The sequence below is a fragment of the Lentzea sp. NPDC004789 genome, assembly GCF_053601075.1.
In genome coordinates this window covers 435393-450652 of sequence record NZ_JBSGBE010000003.1, presented here as the reverse complement: position 1 = coordinate 450652, position 15260 = coordinate 435393, and the positions used below count along the sequence as shown (strand labels likewise).

Below are 15260 nucleotides of genomic sequence, written 5' to 3'. Positions count from 1 at the left end.
GACGTCTCCGGAACCATTCTTGAGGCGTTCGACTATCGGACATCTTTGTTCACTTACCGATACCCAGCTAGCGTGTCAGCCGTGTCAAGCGCTGTCGAACTCCGTGCGCCCGGTCCGCGCGGTACTCCGCCCCTGCTCGCGAGGCTTGTGGACGATGCCGCGCTCTTCCCTCCGGGGAACGCGTCGATGCCCGACGCGGTGCGCGGCCACCTGGACGGACGGGTCGGCGAGTGGTCCGGCGTCATGGGCCTCTTCCTGTGTCCCGCGTCCCGTCTCGCCGAGCTGATCACCGAGCTGATCAAGGTCAAGCCGCCGAAGCCGATCGCGCTGAGCCTCGTGATCGACACGGGCCTCGGCGGTGTGCCGAAGGCCGTGTCCATCGTCGAGAGCCGAAGCGAGCTCCTGGCGCTGCGCATGGTCGAGATGCCCGCACCGTCCGATGTGGACGAGGTGTGGCTGGAGCGCGTGTCCGAGTTCGTGCCCGAGGACGTCATCCGCGTCGTGGAACCACGCCGCGGCGGGCCCGAGTGGCTCGACGGCGTCCGCAGGGTGATCGAGCACGGCAGCTGGCCCAAGCTGCGCTGCGGTGGCCTCAGCACCGAGAACTTCCCCAGCGTCGACGAGGTCGCGGACTTCCTGTCCGTCGTCAGCGGTGGCGGCGTCGCGTTCAAGGCGACCGCGGGCCTGCACAAGGCCGTCCGCTACACCGACGAGCAGAACTTCACCCACCACGGCTTCCTCAACCTCCTCGTCGCCACGGCGCGCAGCCTCTCCGGCCGCGACGTCCGCGAGGCACTGGCGAGCACCGACGCGGAGGCGCTCACCGCCGAGGCCAAGGCGCTCAGCGACCAGGCCGCGCACGCCGTCCGCGGCGTCTTCGCGAGCTACGGCTCGTGCTCGCTCGCCGAACCGATCGCCGACCTCGAGGAGCTTGGACTGCTGTGAGCTGGATCAGCGACCCGAACTTCACCGAAGACCAGCCGTTCGGACCGCAGACCCTCCCCTACGGCGTCGTCGACGGGGGCGTGGCCGTCCGCGTCGGCGACCAGGCTCTGCTGCTCAAGAGCCTGGCGCTGGGCAAGTGCAGCGAGTACGTCCAGGGCGACTCGCTCGACCCGCTGCTCAAGGCGGGCCGGCCGGTCTGGAGCGTGCTGCGCGCCAAGCTCAAGGAGATCGTCACCGCGACCTCCGCACCGAAGGGCGCCGAGCTCACGGGCATCGAGTCCGCCAAGCTGCCGTTCACGGTCGGCGACTACGTGGACTTCTACTCGAGCAGGCACCACGCCGAGAACGTCGGCAGGATGTTCCGCCCCGACGGCGACCCGCTCACGCCGAACTGGACGCACCTCCCGATCGGCTACCACGGCCGCGCCGGCACGGTGTACGTCTCGGGCACGGACATCGTCCGCCCGAACGGCCAGAAGCGCGGCAGCGAGGGCCCGAAGTTCGGCCCGTCCGAGCGCCTGGACATCGAGGCCGAGGTCGGGTTCGTCTGCGGCGGCCCGCAGGCGGCCAACGTGTCCACGAGCCGGGCCGCCGAGCACGTCTTCGGCGTCGCGCTGGTCAACGACTGGTCCGCCCGCGACATCCAGGCGTGGGAGTACCAGCCGCTCGGCCCGTTCCTCGCGAAGTCGTTCGCCACGTCGATCGGCGCGTGGATCACGCCGCTCGAAGCGTTCTCAGTTGCACGCGTCCCGACGCCGCCGCTGCCGAACAAGCTGCACGACTACCTGACCACCGATCAGCCCTGGGGCCTGGACATAACGATCACGGTGGAGCTGAACGACACCATCGTCGCGAGGCCTCCGTTCCGCGAGATGTCGTGGTCATTTGTGCAACAGCTGGCGCACATGACCGTGAACGGGGCTACCGTGCGCCCAGGTGATCTGTTCGCCTCCGGCACGGTCTCGGGACCGGAGAAGAACGAGCGCGGCTCGTTCCTCGAACTCAGCTGGGGTGGCAAGGAACCGTTCAAGCTCGACGACGGCTCCACGAGGTCCTTCCTGGAGGACGGCGACACGGTCAGGCTGACCGCGACGGCCCCCGGTGAAGGAGGCTCGGTGGTGGGCCTGGCCGAGGTGGTGGGCACAGTTCGGAGTGCGTGATGGTCGGAGCGACGAAGGAGAGTTCGCTGACCCTGGAACGGGGTCTGGCGCTCCTCCAGGCTGTCGCTGAGGCGGAGTCCGAGGCACCGTCGATCTCGGAGCTCGCCACGGCCATCGGCGCGTCCAGGGCCGCGGTCTACCGGCTCCTCGTCCCCCTCCAGGCGCGCGGTCTCGTGCGCAGGGAGGGCTCGAAGGTCCGGCTGGGCCTCGGCGTGCTGAGGCTCGCCTCCAACGTCCTCCCGCAGCTGCGGATGGCCGCCAACCCGGCGCTGCGCGAGCTCGCCGAGAAGGTCGGCGCCACCGCGCACCTGACCGTCGCGGACGGCAGCGAGGCCCAGGCCGTCGCCGTCGTCGAACCGTCGTGGACCGCTTTCCACGTGGCGTACCGGGTGGGTTCCCGTCACCCGGTGCACCGCGGGGCCGCCGGCAAGGCCATCTCGCAGCCCGTGGACGGCTGGGTCGTCTCCACCGGCGAACTCCAGCCGAACGCGTACGGCGTCGCGGCTCCCGTCCGCGGCGTTCCCGGCTTGAGAGCCTCCGTTGGCGTTGTAGCGCTGGAAAGGCTCGACGCGGACGTGATCGGCCCACATGTCGTGCGTGCGGCCGAAGAAGTGGCGGCAGCCCTCAGATGACGGACGAACGGCTGCGGCGCTGGCGGCTGCTCCTCGGCCCGAGCGCGGAGGACGTGGCGCAGCTCGGCGATGACGACCAACGCCGTGACGGCGCGCTGACGGGTCTCTACGGCGGTGGCGGCGACCGCGGTGCCGGTCTCGGCGCCAGCTCACCGCAGCTGCACCGCTGGCTCGGCGACGTCCGCAAGTACTTCCCCACCTCCGTCGTCCAGGTCATGCAACGGGACGCGGTCGAGAAGCTCGGCCTCAAGCAGCTCCTGCTCGAACCCGAGCTGCTGCAGGCGGTCGAGCCGGACGTCAACCTCGTCAGCACCCTGCTGCAACTGTCGAGAGCCATCCCCGCCCGCACCCGCGACACCGCGAAGGCCGTGGTGGCAAAGGTGGTCGAGGACATCGAGAAGCGCCTGAAGGACCGGCTCGTCGAGGCCGTCCGAGGCGCGGTCGACCGCTCGAAGCGCACCCACCGCCCGCTGCTGCCGGACGTCGACTGGGCGACGACGATCAAGGCGAACCTCAAGAACTACCAGCCGCAGCACAAGACCGTGATCGTCGAGGACCTGATCGGCCACCGCAGGCGCAGCCGCACGGCCGCGATGCGGGACGTGATCCTGCTGGTCGACCAGTCCGGCTCGATGGCGGACTCGTTGGTGCACGCGGCGGTGCTCGGTTCGGCGCTGGCGAGCATCCGCTCGATCTCCACGAAGCTCGTCGTGTTCGACACCGAGGTCGCGGACCTCACCGACCAGCTCAGCGACCCGGTCGACCTGCTGTTCAGCGCCCAGCTCGGCGGCGGCACGGACATCAACCGCGCGGTCGCCTACGCGCAGACCCAGGTGCGCCGGCCCACCGACACGGTCATCGTGATCATCAGCGACCTGTACGAGGGCGGTTCGGAGACCGAGCTGCAACGCCGGGTCCGCGAACTGGTCGCGAGCGGCGTCACGGTCGTGAACCTGCTGGCGCTCAGCGACTCCGGCACGCCCGCCTACGACCACGAGCTCGCGGCGAAGCTGCACGCCCTCGGCGCGCCCGCGTTCGCGTGCACGCCGGACAAGTTCCCCGAGCTGCTGGCGGCCGCGCTGCGCAAGGACGACCTCACGCAGTGGGCCGAGTCCGAGGGCATCGCCACGGGCCGTTAGTGGTGTGGCTCGGAACGTTGCCGGGGGAGTTCGCGGTCAGACGGGTGCATCGTGGTGCCACTATCGCTCGACGACCCGTCCGCGAACCAGGAACGCCAGCCCGCGCGTCATCGCCACGAGCCGCCCGCGTTCGTCCGGACCGGCGATCCAGATGCGACCCGTGTGCCGCACCAGCACGCGCGCCCGTTCGGGAAGCTCGGGCAACCGCAGGTTGTTCTCCGAGCCGTCGACCTTCAGGTACGCCTGACGCCCGATGCGCCGGCCGGGCACGAAGCTCGCCGACACCGGCCGGAACGGGAACCGCTCGATCAGCTGCAGCGTGCCGCGCCGGGTGAAGAAGTGCCGCAACCCCGGCGTCGCCAGCTCCAGCACCACCGGGACGGACAGCACGGTGAGCCACAACCAGCCGATCATCAACACGAGCGCGAGCGCCACCAGGGCGAAGATGATGTGCCCCACCGCGCGGCGGTCCGCCCGCGCCAGGCAGAGCTCGGTCCAGTTCTCAATGCCGATTTTCGGGATCATCTCTGCACACGCGCCGAGATCAGCTGCGGCACCCCGCGGAACGTGACGACCGTGTTCCCCGCGGAATCCGGCGGAACGAACCACACGCGCCGATGGCGCGCGATCCGTCCACGCAGAAGCGGACCGACGCGGAGAGTCAAAAGAAGCGGCGGCGAAGACAGCACGACCAGACGCCCTCCTTCCCACTGCACATGGGCGAAATGCCACGGTTCACCTTCCGGTAAACGCACCGGACGGCGACGCGTCACCACCCACAGCACGGCCGCGGCGAAGAAGAGCAGGACCAGCGCCACCGGTGAGGACCACGACCACACGAGTACCAGCACGAACTGGAGGACGAAGGCCGCGCCCGCCACTACGGTCCACGCCAGGGCACGACGGCTCGCCCGGTCGAGGCAGTGCCGGGTCCACCGATCGTCTAACGCCGTCACCTCGGTGGACGGCTTGTTGGGCACGACCACGCGTCCACCGTACAGGTGACGCTTCCCATCAGGAGCAAAATCAAGTTAGGCTTGCCTAACCTTCAAGGAGGTGGAGCGGTGACCGACACCCAGACCAGGCGCCCACCCGCGCCGCACGCCGCCGAGCGCGCCCGCACGATCGCGGCTCGCGGTGGTCTCGCCGCCCTGCTCCCCCAGGCCGGAACCCGCACCAGTCCGCTGTTCCACCACGTGCATCCGTGCGGCACCACGATCCTGTTGCTGGCCGACGAGCACCCGCTGGTCGGACAGCTCTGGCAGTCCCCGCGGACCGAGGTGACGGCGATGCTGGAGATCGCCGACCAGGCCCCGCTGCCGTTGCGCGAACCGGTCCGCGGCCTGCTGTGGCTCACCGGCTGGGTCACCGCGCTGGACGGCCAGGAGGCGCGCGACGAGATCCTCGCGGTCGCCGACGCGCGCCCGGACCACCGGCTGCTGGACGCGGGTCACGGCGCCTCGGTGCTCAGGCTCACCCCGGCGTCCATGGTGATCGCGGACGCCGAGGGCACGTCGTCGATCCGGACCGAGCAGTTCGCGAGCGCGACGCCCGATCCGTTCTGCCGCAACGAGGACCACTGGCTGCGACACCTGGAGGTCGCGCACCGCGACGTCGTCGGCCAGCTCGCCAGGCACCTGCCGGAGGAGCTGCGGAACGGTCACGTCCGGCCGCTCGGGCTCGACCGGTTCGGACTGCGGCTGCGGGTCGAGGCCGAGTGCGACGACCACGACGTGCGGATCGCGTTCGCCAGGCCGGTGAGCACGGCCCAGGAACTCGCCGGTGAGCTGCGGCGGCTGATGGGCTGCCCGTTCCTGTCCCAGAGGTAGCCTCGCGCGGGTGACCTTGACTGCCCCCGAGATCCCAGCCGAAGAGAAGCGCGGTTACCAGCTCGAACTGCTGATCGTCTTCAGCATGACGCTCGGGCTGTCCGGTCTGCGCAGCCTCGTCCGGTTGATCGACAGCCTGCTGCAGCCGACCCCGCTCAAGCAGCAGTCGGTCGCGATCAACGTCCCGCAGGCGCGCGCGGACCTGCTGGACCTGGTGGCCCAGCTGCTCGGCGTGCTGCAGCTCGCCGCGTGGGGCGGCATCGGCCTGTACCTGTTGTGGCGCACCGGGATCAAGCTCAAGGTCATCGGCCTGGACGGCACCCGCAAGCGCGCGGACTCCCTCGGCGCGCTTGGGCTGGCGGCGATCATCGGCATCCCCGGCCTCGCGTTCTACTTCGCCGCGTGGGGGCTCGGCCTGAACCTCGCCGTACAGCCGTCCACTTTGGACAGCCAGTGGTGGATGAGCCTGGCGCTGATCCTCGCCGCCGCCGGCAACGCGTGGGCGGAGGAGGTGCTCGTCGTCGGGTACCTGATCACGCGCCTGGAACAGCTCGGGTGGCGGAAGTACACGGCACTGCTCGCGGCGGCCGTGCTGCGCGGGTCCTACCACCTCTACCAGGGCTTCGGCGGGTTCATCGGCAACCTGGTGATGGGCCTGGTGTTCGGCTTCCACTGGCAGCGCACGAGGCGGTTGTGGCCGTTGGTGATCGCTCACACGATCCTCGACGTCGTTGCGTTCATCGGCTACACAATGTTGCGCGGCAAAGTGAGCTGGTTGCCTTAATGATTCAGCCGTAGACGCCGATATTCCACACTGTTCGTTGCGAGTTCAGGCTCCGCAGCGGCGATTTGTGCTGTTCAGGGTTACGCTCGTCCGGTGACTGCGCACACGATCGCCGAGACGGAAGCACTCCCCGACGCTTCGCCCCGCGTGGACAGCGAAGTCGGCCCCTTGCGCACGGTGCTGCTGCACCGGCCGGGCAACGAGCTCAAGAGGCTCACGCCGCGCAACAACGACCAGCTGCTGTTCGACGGCGTGCCGTGGGTCGGCCGCGCGCAGGAGGAGCACGACGCGTTCGCCGCGACGCTGACCGCCCGCGGCGTCGAGGTCCTGCTGCTCGCGGACGTGCTGACGCAGGCGTTGGAGGACAACCGCGCGCGCATCGCCGGCATCCACAGCGCGGTCAACGAACGCCGCCTCGGCATCGACCTGGCCGACGCGCTGCGCAGCCATCTCACGTCACTGCCGGCCCCTCAGCTCGCGCAGGCGCTGATGACCGGCATGACGTTCGAGGAACTGCCCGCCGCCGAGGGCGCGTCGCTGGTGCGCAAGATGCACCTGCCGATCGACTTCGCCGTCGACCCGCTGCCGAACCTGCTCTTCACCCGCGACTCCTCGGTGTGGGTCGGCGACCGCGTGGCCATCACGTCGCTCGCCCTGCCCGCTCGCGACCGCGAGACGACGCTCACCGACCTGATCTACGCCTACCACCCGCGGTTCCGCCGCACCGGGCGCGCGTACGGCGCCCACTCGGCCCCGCTGGAGGGCGGCGACGTGCTGCTGCTCGCGCCGGGCGTGATCGCCATCGGCGTCGGCGAGCGCACGACCCCCGCGGGCGCGGAGTCGTTCGCCCGCTCCGCGCTCGCGGACGGCCTCGCGCACACGGTGCTGGCGGTACCGATCGCGCAGGAACGCGCCACGATGCACCTCGACACCGTCTGCACCATGGTCGACCGCGACGCCGTGGTGATGTACCCGGCGATCAGCGACAGCCTGTCCGCGTACCCGATGCGCCTGGACGGCGACGGCGGCGTGCGCGTCGACGGCCCGGTGCCGTTCCTGGAGGCGGCGGCCGAGGCGATGGGCATCGAGCGGCTGCGCGTGATCGACACGGGCCTCGACCCGGTCACCGCCGAGCGCGAGCAGTGGGACGACGGCAACAACACGCTGGCGGTCGGCCCAGGTCTGGTCGTGGCGTACGAGCGCAACGTCGAGACGAACGAACGCCTGGAGGCGGCCGGCATCGAGGTGCTGCGGATCGCCGGTTCGGAACTGGGCTCCGGCCGCGGCGGGCCGCGGTGCATGTCGTGCCCGATCGACCGCGCACCATTGGTCTGAACCGTTAGGAACGCCTAACCTTTGTTTGGATCACCTTTCCAAACAAAGGTTAGCTTTTCCTGGAATGCGGGTATGCCCGCTTTGGGTTAACGTACTCCGCATGGCCTCGAACGTGAAGAAGATTGCCCCGAAGAAGTCGAAGTTCCACGAGCTCCTGCAGTCCCAGGTCGGCAACGAGTTCTCTGCTTCGCAGCAGTACATCGCGCTCGCCGTGTGGTTCGACAACGAGGACCTCCCGCGTCTCGCCGCGCACTTCTACAAGCAGGCTCTCGAAGAGCGCAACCACGCGATGATGATCGTCCAGTTCCTGATGGACAACGACATCCCGGTCGCCATTCCCGGCACCGACACGCCGATCAACGACTTCAAGGCGCCGCGCGACCTCGTCGACCTCGCCCTGCGCCAGGAGCAGCAGGTCACCGACCAGATCGTGGCGCTCGCCAAGGCCGCCCGCGAGGAGGGCGACTACATCGGCGAGCAGTTCATGCAGTGGTTCCTCAAGGAGCAGGTCGAGGAGGTCTCCTCGATGAAGACGCTCCTGACGATCATGGACCGCGCGGACGGCAACATGTTCTACGTGGAGACGTTCCTCACTCGCGAAACCGTGGGCGACACCGGTGGCGACTCCAGCGCTCCGACCGCCGCGGGTGGCGCCCTCTGAGTTTTTCCACCGCACGCTCGAGTGCCTGATTTTCGAGCCCGCCTCACCCTCACCGGTGAGGCGGGCTTTTTCGGTTGAGCCGCGCGGCCTGACGCGTGAGGTATTCGCGCTCGGCGAGGTTCGCCGCTTTCCCGGCCGCCTCGACGTAGAGCCGCGCGGCCGTTTGTTCGTCACCGTCGCATTCGTGGAGATATGCGGCCACGGCGGTGTGGCGGGGCAACGAGTCGTCGAGTTCGGCCAGTGCCTTCAGGCCGGCCCGCGGCCCGTCCGCCTCCGCGACGGCCACCGCGCGGTTGAGCCGCACGATCGGGCTGCCGGTCAGCTTCGCGAGCTCGTCGTACCACTCGACGATCTGCACCCAGTCGGTCTCCTCGGGCGTCTGCGCGTCCGCGTGCAGCGCCGCGATGGCCGCCTGCGCCTGGAACTCGCCGAGCTGGTCCTTCGCCAGCGCGTTCTGCAGGATCTCGACGCCCTCGGCGATCAGCCGGGTGTCCCACTTCGCGCGGTCCTGGTCGGCGAGCGCGACGAGGCTGCCGTCGTCCGCGGTCCGCCCGGCGCGCCGGGCGTGGTGCAGCAGCATGAGGGCGAGCAGACCGGCCACCTCGGGGTGGTCGATCACCGCGGCGAGCTGCCGGGTGAGCCGGATGGCCTCCGCCGCGAGGTCGACGTCGCCGGAGTAGCCCTCGTTGAAGACGAGGTAGAGCACGCGCAGCACGGTCGCGACGTCGCCGGGCTGGTCGAACCGCACGTCGCCCACCGTCTTCTTGGCGCGGCTGATCCGCTGGGCCATCGTCGCTTCCGGCACGAGGTAGGCCTCCGCGATCTGCCGGGTGGTCAGGCCACCGACCGCGCGGAGGGTGAGAGCCACCGCCGATGACGGCGTCAACGACGGGTGCGCGCACAGGAAGTAGAGCTGCAACGTGTCGTCGGTGTCGGGCACGGGTCCCGGTTCCGGTTCGGTGTGCTCCTCGCGGCGCCTGCGGGCCGTCTCGGCTCGGGTCGCGTCGAGGAACTTGCGCCAGGCCGCGGTGACCAGCCAGCCCTTCGGATCCCGCGGCGGATCGTCCGGCCACACCCGGACCGCCTCGACGAGCGCGTCCTGGACGGCGTCCTCGGCCGCCGCGAAGCCTGCTCCGCGGCGGACGAGGATCCCGATCACGCCCGGCGTCAGGCTCCTGAGCAGTGCCCAGTCCATGTCACCTCCGGGATGGTCGGCGGGGTGCCGTAGAACGGGCGGACCTCAAGCCACTCGTGGATCGGCTTGCCGTCCTTGCCCGGTGCCGCCGACAGCTCACCGGCCAGCTCGATCGCCCGCTCGTAGCTGTCGACGTCGACGATCATCCACCCGGCGATGAGGTCCTTCGTCTCCGCGAACGGCCCGTCGGTGACCGGCGGCTTGCCCTCACCGTCGTACCGGACCCACGTGCCCTCCATCGCGAGCGCCTGGCCGTCGACGAACTCACCGCTGTCCTCCAGCTTGGCGGCGAAGTCCCGCATGTACTGGACGTGCGCGGTGATCTCGTCCTGCGTCCACTGGTCCATCGGCACGTCGTTGACCGCCGCCGGTGCGCCGCGGTAGTGCTTGAGCAGCAGGTACTTGGCCATCTCGGGTGTCTCCCTCAGTCCTGTTGCGACCCATCTTGGCCGCTTGCACCACGGGGACGGAGCCGTTCGCCGCTTCTCGACACCGCTCTCAGAAACTTTCGTTCTAGAAAACGGCTGCCATGCACTCGAGCTTGCGCTTGAACAGCTTGATCTTGGTGACCTGGTCGGTGAGCTTGCGCGGCACGAGGGTGTCGCCGGTCTCGAACAGGAACCGCGCGTCGCCGGAGATGTCGGCGAAGTAGCCGAGACCGTCCTCGGTGGCGCTCGGGTAGGCCTTCTTGACGTCCGCGAGCGTGGCGCCGACGCCGATGCCGGCCGAGGTCTTGGCGTCCTTCGGCAGCACGATCCGCTCGACACCGCCCTTGTCGGTGACCGTGATGGTGTCGTTGAAGCGGCAGCCGCGGTCCTCGTGGAAGTCCGTGCCCGCCAGGCCGGTGGCCTTGGCCTCGTCCAGCGTCATGCCCAGCTTGAGGGCGCCGTAGCCGAGCCGGTCGTCGGGCTTGGGCGGGTTGGTCACGGTGTGGGTGATGATCTCGGTGACCAGCGACGTGGTGGGGTCGGGCGTCGGCGTGGACGTGGGGTCCGGGGCCGGCGTGGCGGTGCAGGCGGTCAGGGCGAAAGCCGCGAGAGCGGAGACGAGCAGGACTGAACGGTTCATTTCGCAGCTTTCTGAGGATTTCGGTTCGTGGACTTCTGACGATCAGGACTCTGCCCGGCCCGCCTTCAAGGAATCTCCAAACCGCCTGCACGCCACCTGCAGGACGACGCCGTACCCGCCCCACCTCCCAGCGGGGCGGGTACGGCAGCTCAGAGGAGGAACATCGCGCAGTCGGCAGGGGTCGACCCGAGCTTCATGAATTCGACCTTGTTCGCGTCGCTGCCGGGAGTGCCGACGAAGGAGTAGATGGCGCTGCCGACGACCGCGGACCAGCCGCCGCGGTACTCGGCGGCCTGCGGGTAGGCGCGCTTCACGTCGCCGAACGTCGAGCCGATGCCGATGCCCTTGGCCGTCTTGGCGTCCCGCGGCAGCGAGATGCGGACGACGCCGTACTTCTTCGAGACCGCGATCTTGTCGTCGCCCACGCAGAGGCCGTCGCCGTCGCTCTCCCAGGTCAGGTCGGTGAGCCCGGCGGTCCTCGCCTCGTCGAGGGTCATGCCCAGCTTGATCGGGCCGTAGCCGACGCGGTCGTCGGTCTTCGTCACCGCCTCCGGCCTGGGCGGGTTGGTGACCGTGGCGGTCACCACCTCGGTCACCACGGAGGGTGGTGGCGTCGACGTCTCCGAGGTCGGAGTGGAGGAGGACGTCTGCGGCGCGGCGTTGTTCCGCACGGCGGGCGCAGCCGTGCACGCGGCAATTCCGACGGCGGCGAAAGCGGCGACGAATGCGATCTTGACAGAGCTGTTCACGGTAACCCCCAGATTGTTTTCCACAGGCCCGAAAGGATGAGTTCTCATTTCCGTTTCGGACACCCATAAGACGTCATCTGCGCACTGGGGTTGCGAAGCCGATCGTCACGAAGAAGTCACGGCGGTGAACAGCTCAGAATGGATGCCGGGATCCCGCCGCACCCCCAAGAGCGGCGGGATCCCAGCAAGATCAAATGGTCAGGCGGACGGACAGTCGTTGGCGGCCAAACGCATTCGGATGGACGTCACCGCAGCTCCGTCCGTTTCGAAGACGTACGTCCACTGGGGCGTCGCCGCCATTTCCACCAGCAGTGTGGAACCGTTCTGCGTGGCGGTCGGATAGGCGGTCTTCACGTCGGCCACCTTCGATCCCACGCTGATGTTCCGCTGCGTCTTGACGTAGCTCGGCAACGTCAGCCGGACGATTCCCCTGGCCGGCGAGATGATCACCGCGTCGCTGTCGGCCACCGTCGTGGTGGCGTAGGTGGTGCACCCGTTGGCGGGCGTGCCCGGTTCCACCAGAGAGCCGGTCTTCAGCGCGTCGGCCTCGGCCATCGCCAGCGCCAGCTTGCCGACCTTGCCCGCTTCCGCGGGTGGCGCGGGCGGCGGGGTGGTCGTGGTGGGTTTGACCGAGCCGGGCGTGGACGTCCCGCCGTTGCCGGGAACGCTGCCAGTGGAACCAGGGGGCGGTGCGTCGACGGTCACGGTGGTGGTCAGGGTGACCGTGCTGACCGACGGCGGTGGTGGTGCGGAGGAGCTGGAGCTGGACGTCGGCAGCAGTTCTCCGGCCGTGTTGTCCTCGTGCGCACGCAGCTGGGTCAGCCCGATCCCGGCACCGACGAGCGTCACGAGGGCGAACGCCGTGGTCACCGCAGTGCGGCGGCGGCGTCGGCGGTTGGCACCGCGAACCACCGCGTCGGTCGCGTCCGGAGTCGCGTGAACGTCCAGCCGATCGTCGCTGAAGAGCCTGCGCAGCTCGGCGTCGAGGTCGTCGTCCACCGGTCAGTCCTTTCCCAGGCGTGTCCGCAGACTCGCCATCGCCTTGCTGCTCTGGCTCTTGACCGTGCCGCACGAGATGCCGAGCGCGTTCGCGATCTCGGCTTCGGAGAGGTTCTCGTAGTAGCGCAGCACGATCACCGCGCGCTGCCGCGGCGGCAGGTCACGCAGTGCTTGCCAGAGCGGTTCGTTGTCGAGCCTGCTCAGCTCGGGAGCCAGGACTCCGCTGTCGGGGAGGTCGGCCACGAGGTTCTCGCGGCGACGACGGCGCCAGATGCTGATGTGCGTGTTGGCCATGGCCCTGCGGACGTAGGCGAGCGGGTCGTCCCCCTTGCGCTGCACCGTCATCCAGCGCGATCCGACCTTCTCCAGCACCGACTGCACGAGGTCGGCGGCGTCGTGCGGGTTTCCGGTCAGGGCATGCCCGTAACGCAGAAGTCCGGGCATCGACATGCGCACGAACTCCGCGAAGTCCCCCACGGCTTCCGCTCTTCCCCCGCCGCGTTCGGCGGCCAACTCCAGCTGCAGCACCGCCGCCACGGCACGCTCCCTCCCCGAAGCAACAACTGGCTTCGGGGAGTTCACGCCCGAGTGGGCGGAACGGTTGCCTTACTCAATCACAGAATCGCAACGGCCTCGGGCAGAACGAACGAACCGTCGGACGCACACGGGAACTCGTGCACCCGGACAACGGCGTCGGCCGGAATCGGGCCGTAGACGTGCGGGAACCACAGCGGCGAGTCCGCCACCGCCTCCCACCGCACCGGCACGCCGAGCAGCTTCGGCTCGATTTCGAGCAGCAACAGCCCGCTCTGCCCGCGGAAGAACTTGCCCGCCGTCACGTGCACGACGCCACGGTCGGAGCAGTGCACGAACCCCTCGTCCGCGGGCGCGATCGAGCCGGCCGACTGGGCAGCGGCCCAGTCGGCCTTCGAGATGATGTGCAACAACACTTATCCACAGCTCCTTGTGGACAACCCTGTGGACAACGTCACCGGAGCGTGATCTGACGGCCGCGCAGGCCGTCACGGGCCCGGCGTTCGGCGTCGGTCAGCGGCTCGTCGGACGCCAGCGCCTCCAGCAGGCGCTTGCCCAGCGCCTCGGCCGGCTCGGCCCACTCGCGGGCGTGCATCTCGCGGTCGAGGTCCCAGACCGGCACGAGCAGGCCGTGCGCGCGGAACGAACCGGCGTAGCGGGAGCCCTCACCCAGGTCCAGCTCGCCGCGGGCGGCCAGCCGGGCCATCGCGGGCAGCAGCTTCTCCTCCGGCTCCGGGCGGACCCAGCGCAGGTGCGCCTTGTCGCCCGCGTCGACCCAGTAGGCGGCCTTCACGCCAGGGGCGTCGAGGCGTTCGGTCGGCAGGATCGCGGCGTTCGCGCGCTCCAGCGACAACGCCACGTCACCGGTCGGCTCGGTGCCCTCCGGCATCCACCAGAGGAAGTCGGTGTGCAGCTCGGGCACGATCTCGGCGTCGACGTCGAGCAGGTCCTGCAGACGGCCGGGGTTCTCGCCGTTGTCGGGGCCGACGACCGGGAGCACGTCACCGGTCTTCGCCTGCTGCGCCCACTGCAGCGCACGGGCCAGATCGCGGCTGATGTCGCCGGACCGCGTCTGCACCTGCAGGCCCACGAACGGCACGTCGTCGCCGCGGATCAGCCCGGCGGCGGCCATCGGCAGCACCGTGGCCAGCGTGACCTCGCGGCCGTCCTTGACCGGCAGCTTCGCGACCGCCGACGGGACGAACTCGCGCAGCGCGATCAGCTCGCACTCGGCGGCCAGCCCCTCGAACGGCCGGGACACGATCACGTCGGTCGCGCCACCCGGAGCGCCGTGGCAGGCCTTGTAGCGCTTGCCGGACCCGCACGGGCAGGGCTGCTTCGGGTTGATCCCGTCCTTCGGGGCGTCCTTGACCGCGGTCCGCTTGGCCACCTTTGGCCCTCCTCGTGTTCCAGGCTTGTCAGGTCGCCAAGTTAGCCGTCAGCAGGCGGCGGCTGTTCGCCGGGGCGTTCGTCGCCAGGTAGCGGACCCCCAGGTCACGGCACAGCGCGACGTCCTCCGCGCTGTCCACGGTCCACACGTACGTCTCGTGGCCCGCCCGGCGCGCCCGATCGACGTATCCGGGGTCGTTGCGCAGCACGTGCACGCCGGGTCCGGTGTAGTCGGCGAACGACGGCAGCGCGCCGCTGCGGTAGCGGCCGAGGCGGTCGAGCAGCAGCACCGTGCGGATGTCCGGCGCCTGCTCGCGGAACGCCTTCACCGCGGTCGGCGAGAACGACATCATCACGATCTGGCTGTCCAGCCCGTGCTTCTTCAGCGCCTCGACGAGCTTGCGCTCGACCTCGTTGCGGTACCGGACCGGGTGCTTGGTCTCGATGAAGAGCTGCACGTTCGTGCCCTTGACCAGCTCCAGCAGCTGGTCGAGCACCAGCAGTTCGGCCGGCCGGCCATGGCGGTGCCAGCTGCCGTAGTCGTACTGCTGGAGCTCGCTCAGCGTGAGAGCGCTGACCGTGCCACGGCCGTTGGACGTGCGGGTGAGCGTGCGGTCGTGCACACACACGATCTCGCCGTCCTTCGACAGCCGGATGTCGCACTCCAGCCCGTCCGCACCCTCCTTCAGGGCCAGCTCGTAGGCGCCGATGGTGTGCTCGGGACGGTCCGTGGACGCGCCGCGGTGCGCGACGATCGATGGCAGCTGCTGCACAAGCCGAACGATAGTTCCTGCGCAACAATTTGAGTCATCAATCAAATGGACGTGGACGAAACGCGAAT

General features: G+C 69.4%; 19 protein-coding genes. 8 read left to right on the top strand and 11 right to left on the bottom strand.

Annotated elements, in window-relative coordinates; genetic code table 11:
• Nucleotides 1-81 precede the first annotated feature (81 nt).
• The 4 genes from ACWEIJ_RS09850 to ACWEIJ_RS09835 are packed head-to-tail and all read left to right on the top strand — an operon-like array spanning nt 82 to nt 3876.
• A complete protein-coding gene (locus tag ACWEIJ_RS09850; protein WP_355446243.1) occupies nt 82-945 on the top strand; it encodes a hypothetical protein in 864 nt (287 codons plus the stop codon).
• Nucleotides 942-2105, top strand: coding sequence for a fumarylacetoacetate hydrolase family protein (locus ACWEIJ_RS09845; protein ID WP_449836749.1), 1164 nt, complete (start codon nt 942-944; stop codon nt 2103-2105). Before ACWEIJ_RS09850 ends, ACWEIJ_RS09845 begins: the two co-directional genes overlap by 4 nt.
• Nucleotides 2105-2737, top strand: coding sequence for an IclR family transcriptional regulator (locus ACWEIJ_RS09840; protein WP_449836748.1), 633 nt, complete (start codon nt 2105-2107; stop codon nt 2735-2737). The genes ACWEIJ_RS09845 and ACWEIJ_RS09840 overlap by 1 nt, the downstream gene beginning before the upstream one ends.
• Nucleotides 2734-3876 carry a VWA domain-containing protein gene (locus ACWEIJ_RS09835; protein ID WP_449836747.1) on the top strand — a complete coding sequence of 381 codons (1143 nt, stop codon included), beginning with the start codon at nt 2734-2736 and terminating at the stop codon, nt 3874-3876. The genes ACWEIJ_RS09840 and ACWEIJ_RS09835 overlap by 4 nt, the downstream gene beginning before the upstream one ends.
• A 60-nt stretch (nt 3877-3936) precedes the next feature.
• On the opposite strand, the gene ACWEIJ_RS09830 is transcribed toward ACWEIJ_RS09835, so the two are convergent.
• Both ACWEIJ_RS09830 and ACWEIJ_RS09825 read right to left on the bottom strand, forming a co-directional pair.
• Complete coding sequence (locus ACWEIJ_RS09830; protein ID WP_449836746.1) at nt 3937-4401, bottom strand: hypothetical protein; 465 nt, start codon at nt 4399-4401, stop codon at nt 3937-3939.
• Nucleotides 4398-4862, bottom strand: a complete 465-nt coding sequence (locus ACWEIJ_RS09825) for a hypothetical protein (protein WP_449836745.1) — start codon at nt 4860-4862, stop codon at nt 4398-4400. The genes ACWEIJ_RS09830 and ACWEIJ_RS09825 overlap by 4 nt, the downstream gene beginning before the upstream one ends.
• A gap of 78 nt (nt 4863-4940) precedes the next feature.
• Here ACWEIJ_RS09825 and ACWEIJ_RS09820 point away from each other — a divergent pair, with 78 nt between their 5' ends.
• From ACWEIJ_RS09820 to ACWEIJ_RS09805, 4 genes are all read left to right on the top strand, one after another.
• Nucleotides 4941-5705 carry a DUF2470 domain-containing protein gene (locus ACWEIJ_RS09820; protein WP_449836744.1) on the top strand — a complete coding sequence of 255 codons (765 nt, stop codon included), beginning with the start codon at nt 4941-4943 and terminating at the stop codon, nt 5703-5705.
• An 85-nt stretch (nt 5706-5790) separates the two neighbouring features.
• Nucleotides 5791-6489, top strand: coding sequence for a CPBP family intramembrane glutamic endopeptidase (locus ACWEIJ_RS09815; protein ID WP_449836871.1), 699 nt, complete (start codon nt 5791-5793; stop codon nt 6487-6489).
• A gap of 147 nt (nt 6490-6636) precedes the next feature.
• A complete protein-coding gene (locus ACWEIJ_RS09810; protein ID WP_449836870.1) occupies nt 6637-7824 on the top strand; it encodes an arginine deiminase in 1188 nt (395 codons plus the stop codon).
• A 100-nt stretch (nt 7825-7924) separates the two neighbouring features.
• On the top strand, nt 7925-8485 hold the full coding sequence (locus tag ACWEIJ_RS09805; protein WP_449836743.1) for a ferritin: 561 nt from the start codon (nt 7925-7927) through the stop codon (nt 8483-8485).
• Between the two features lie 49 nt (nt 8486-8534).
• On the opposite strand, the gene ACWEIJ_RS09800 is transcribed toward ACWEIJ_RS09805, so the two are convergent.
• From ACWEIJ_RS09800 to ACWEIJ_RS09760, 9 genes are all read right to left on the bottom strand, one after another.
• A complete protein-coding gene (locus tag ACWEIJ_RS09800; protein ID WP_449836742.1) occupies nt 8535-9680 on the bottom strand; it encodes an RNA polymerase sigma factor in 1146 nt (381 codons plus the stop codon).
• Nucleotides 9653-10090, bottom strand: coding sequence for a YciI family protein (locus tag ACWEIJ_RS09795; RefSeq protein WP_449836741.1), 438 nt, complete (start codon nt 10088-10090; stop codon nt 9653-9655). The genes ACWEIJ_RS09800 and ACWEIJ_RS09795 overlap by 28 nt, the downstream gene beginning before the upstream one ends.
• Before the next feature lie 103 nt (nt 10091-10193).
• Nucleotides 10194-10748, bottom strand: a complete 555-nt coding sequence (locus tag ACWEIJ_RS09790; RefSeq protein ID WP_449836740.1) for a hypothetical protein — start codon at nt 10746-10748, stop codon at nt 10194-10196.
• A gap of 149 nt (nt 10749-10897) precedes the next feature.
• On the bottom strand, nt 10898-11497 hold the full coding sequence (locus ACWEIJ_RS09785) for a hypothetical protein (RefSeq protein ID WP_449836739.1): 600 nt from the start codon (nt 11495-11497) through the stop codon (nt 10898-10900).
• Between the two features lie 198 nt (nt 11498-11695).
• Nucleotides 11696-12496, bottom strand: coding sequence for a hypothetical protein (locus ACWEIJ_RS09780; RefSeq protein WP_449836738.1), 801 nt, complete (start codon nt 12494-12496; stop codon nt 11696-11698).
• A gap of 3 nt (nt 12497-12499) precedes the next feature.
• A complete protein-coding gene (locus ACWEIJ_RS09775; RefSeq protein WP_449836869.1) occupies nt 12500-12946 on the bottom strand; it encodes a SigE family RNA polymerase sigma factor in 447 nt (148 codons plus the stop codon).
• Nucleotides 12947-13110: 164 nt separating this feature from the next.
• Complete coding sequence (locus tag ACWEIJ_RS09770) at nt 13111-13446, bottom strand: DUF952 domain-containing protein (protein ID WP_449836737.1); 336 nt, start codon at nt 13444-13446, stop codon at nt 13111-13113.
• A gap of 38 nt (nt 13447-13484) precedes the next feature.
• Entirely contained in the window at nt 13485-14420 is a 936-nt protein-coding gene (locus ACWEIJ_RS09765; protein ID WP_449836736.1) for a DUF5926 family protein, read from the bottom strand.
• A gap of 28 nt (nt 14421-14448) precedes the next feature.
• Nucleotides 14449-15192, bottom strand: a complete 744-nt coding sequence (locus ACWEIJ_RS09760) for a glycerophosphodiester phosphodiesterase family protein (RefSeq protein WP_449836735.1) — start codon at nt 15190-15192, stop codon at nt 14449-14451.
• Between the last annotated feature and the right edge of the window lie 68 nt (nt 15193-15260).

What these genes read in the sequence shown, in the direction of transcription:
- ACWEIJ_RS09840 (WP_449836748.1), top strand. Translation starts at nt 2,105, where the DNA reads ATGGTCGGAGCGACGAAGGAGAGTTCGCTGACCCTGGAACGGGGTCTG.
- ACWEIJ_RS09835 (WP_449836747.1), top strand. Translation starts at nt 2,734, where the DNA reads ATGACGGACGAACGGCTGCGGCGCTGGCGGCTGCTCCTCGGCCCGAGC.
- ACWEIJ_RS09830 (WP_449836746.1), bottom strand. Translation starts at nt 4,401, where the DNA reads ATGATCCCGAAAATCGGCATTGAGAACTGGACCGAGCTCTGCCTGGCG.
- ACWEIJ_RS09815 (WP_449836871.1), top strand. Translation starts at nt 5,791, where the DNA reads ATGACGCTCGGGCTGTCCGGTCTGCGCAGCCTCGTCCGGTTGATCGAC.
- ACWEIJ_RS09805 (WP_449836743.1), top strand. Translation starts at nt 7,925, where the DNA reads ATGGCCTCGAACGTGAAGAAGATTGCCCCGAAGAAGTCGAAGTTCCAC.
- ACWEIJ_RS09800 (WP_449836742.1), bottom strand. Translation starts at nt 9,680, where the DNA reads ATGGACTGGGCACTGCTCAGGAGCCTGACGCCGGGCGTGATCGGGATC.
- ACWEIJ_RS09795 (WP_449836741.1), bottom strand. Translation starts at nt 10,090, where the DNA reads ATGGCCAAGTACCTGCTGCTCAAGCACTACCGCGGCGCACCGGCGGCG.
- ACWEIJ_RS09790 (WP_449836740.1), bottom strand. Translation starts at nt 10,748, where the DNA reads ATGAACCGTTCAGTCCTGCTCGTCTCCGCTCTCGCGGCTTTCGCCCTG.
- ACWEIJ_RS09775 (WP_449836869.1), bottom strand. Translation starts at nt 12,946, where the DNA reads ATGTCGATGCCCGGACTTCTGCGTTACGGGCATGCCCTGACCGGAAAC.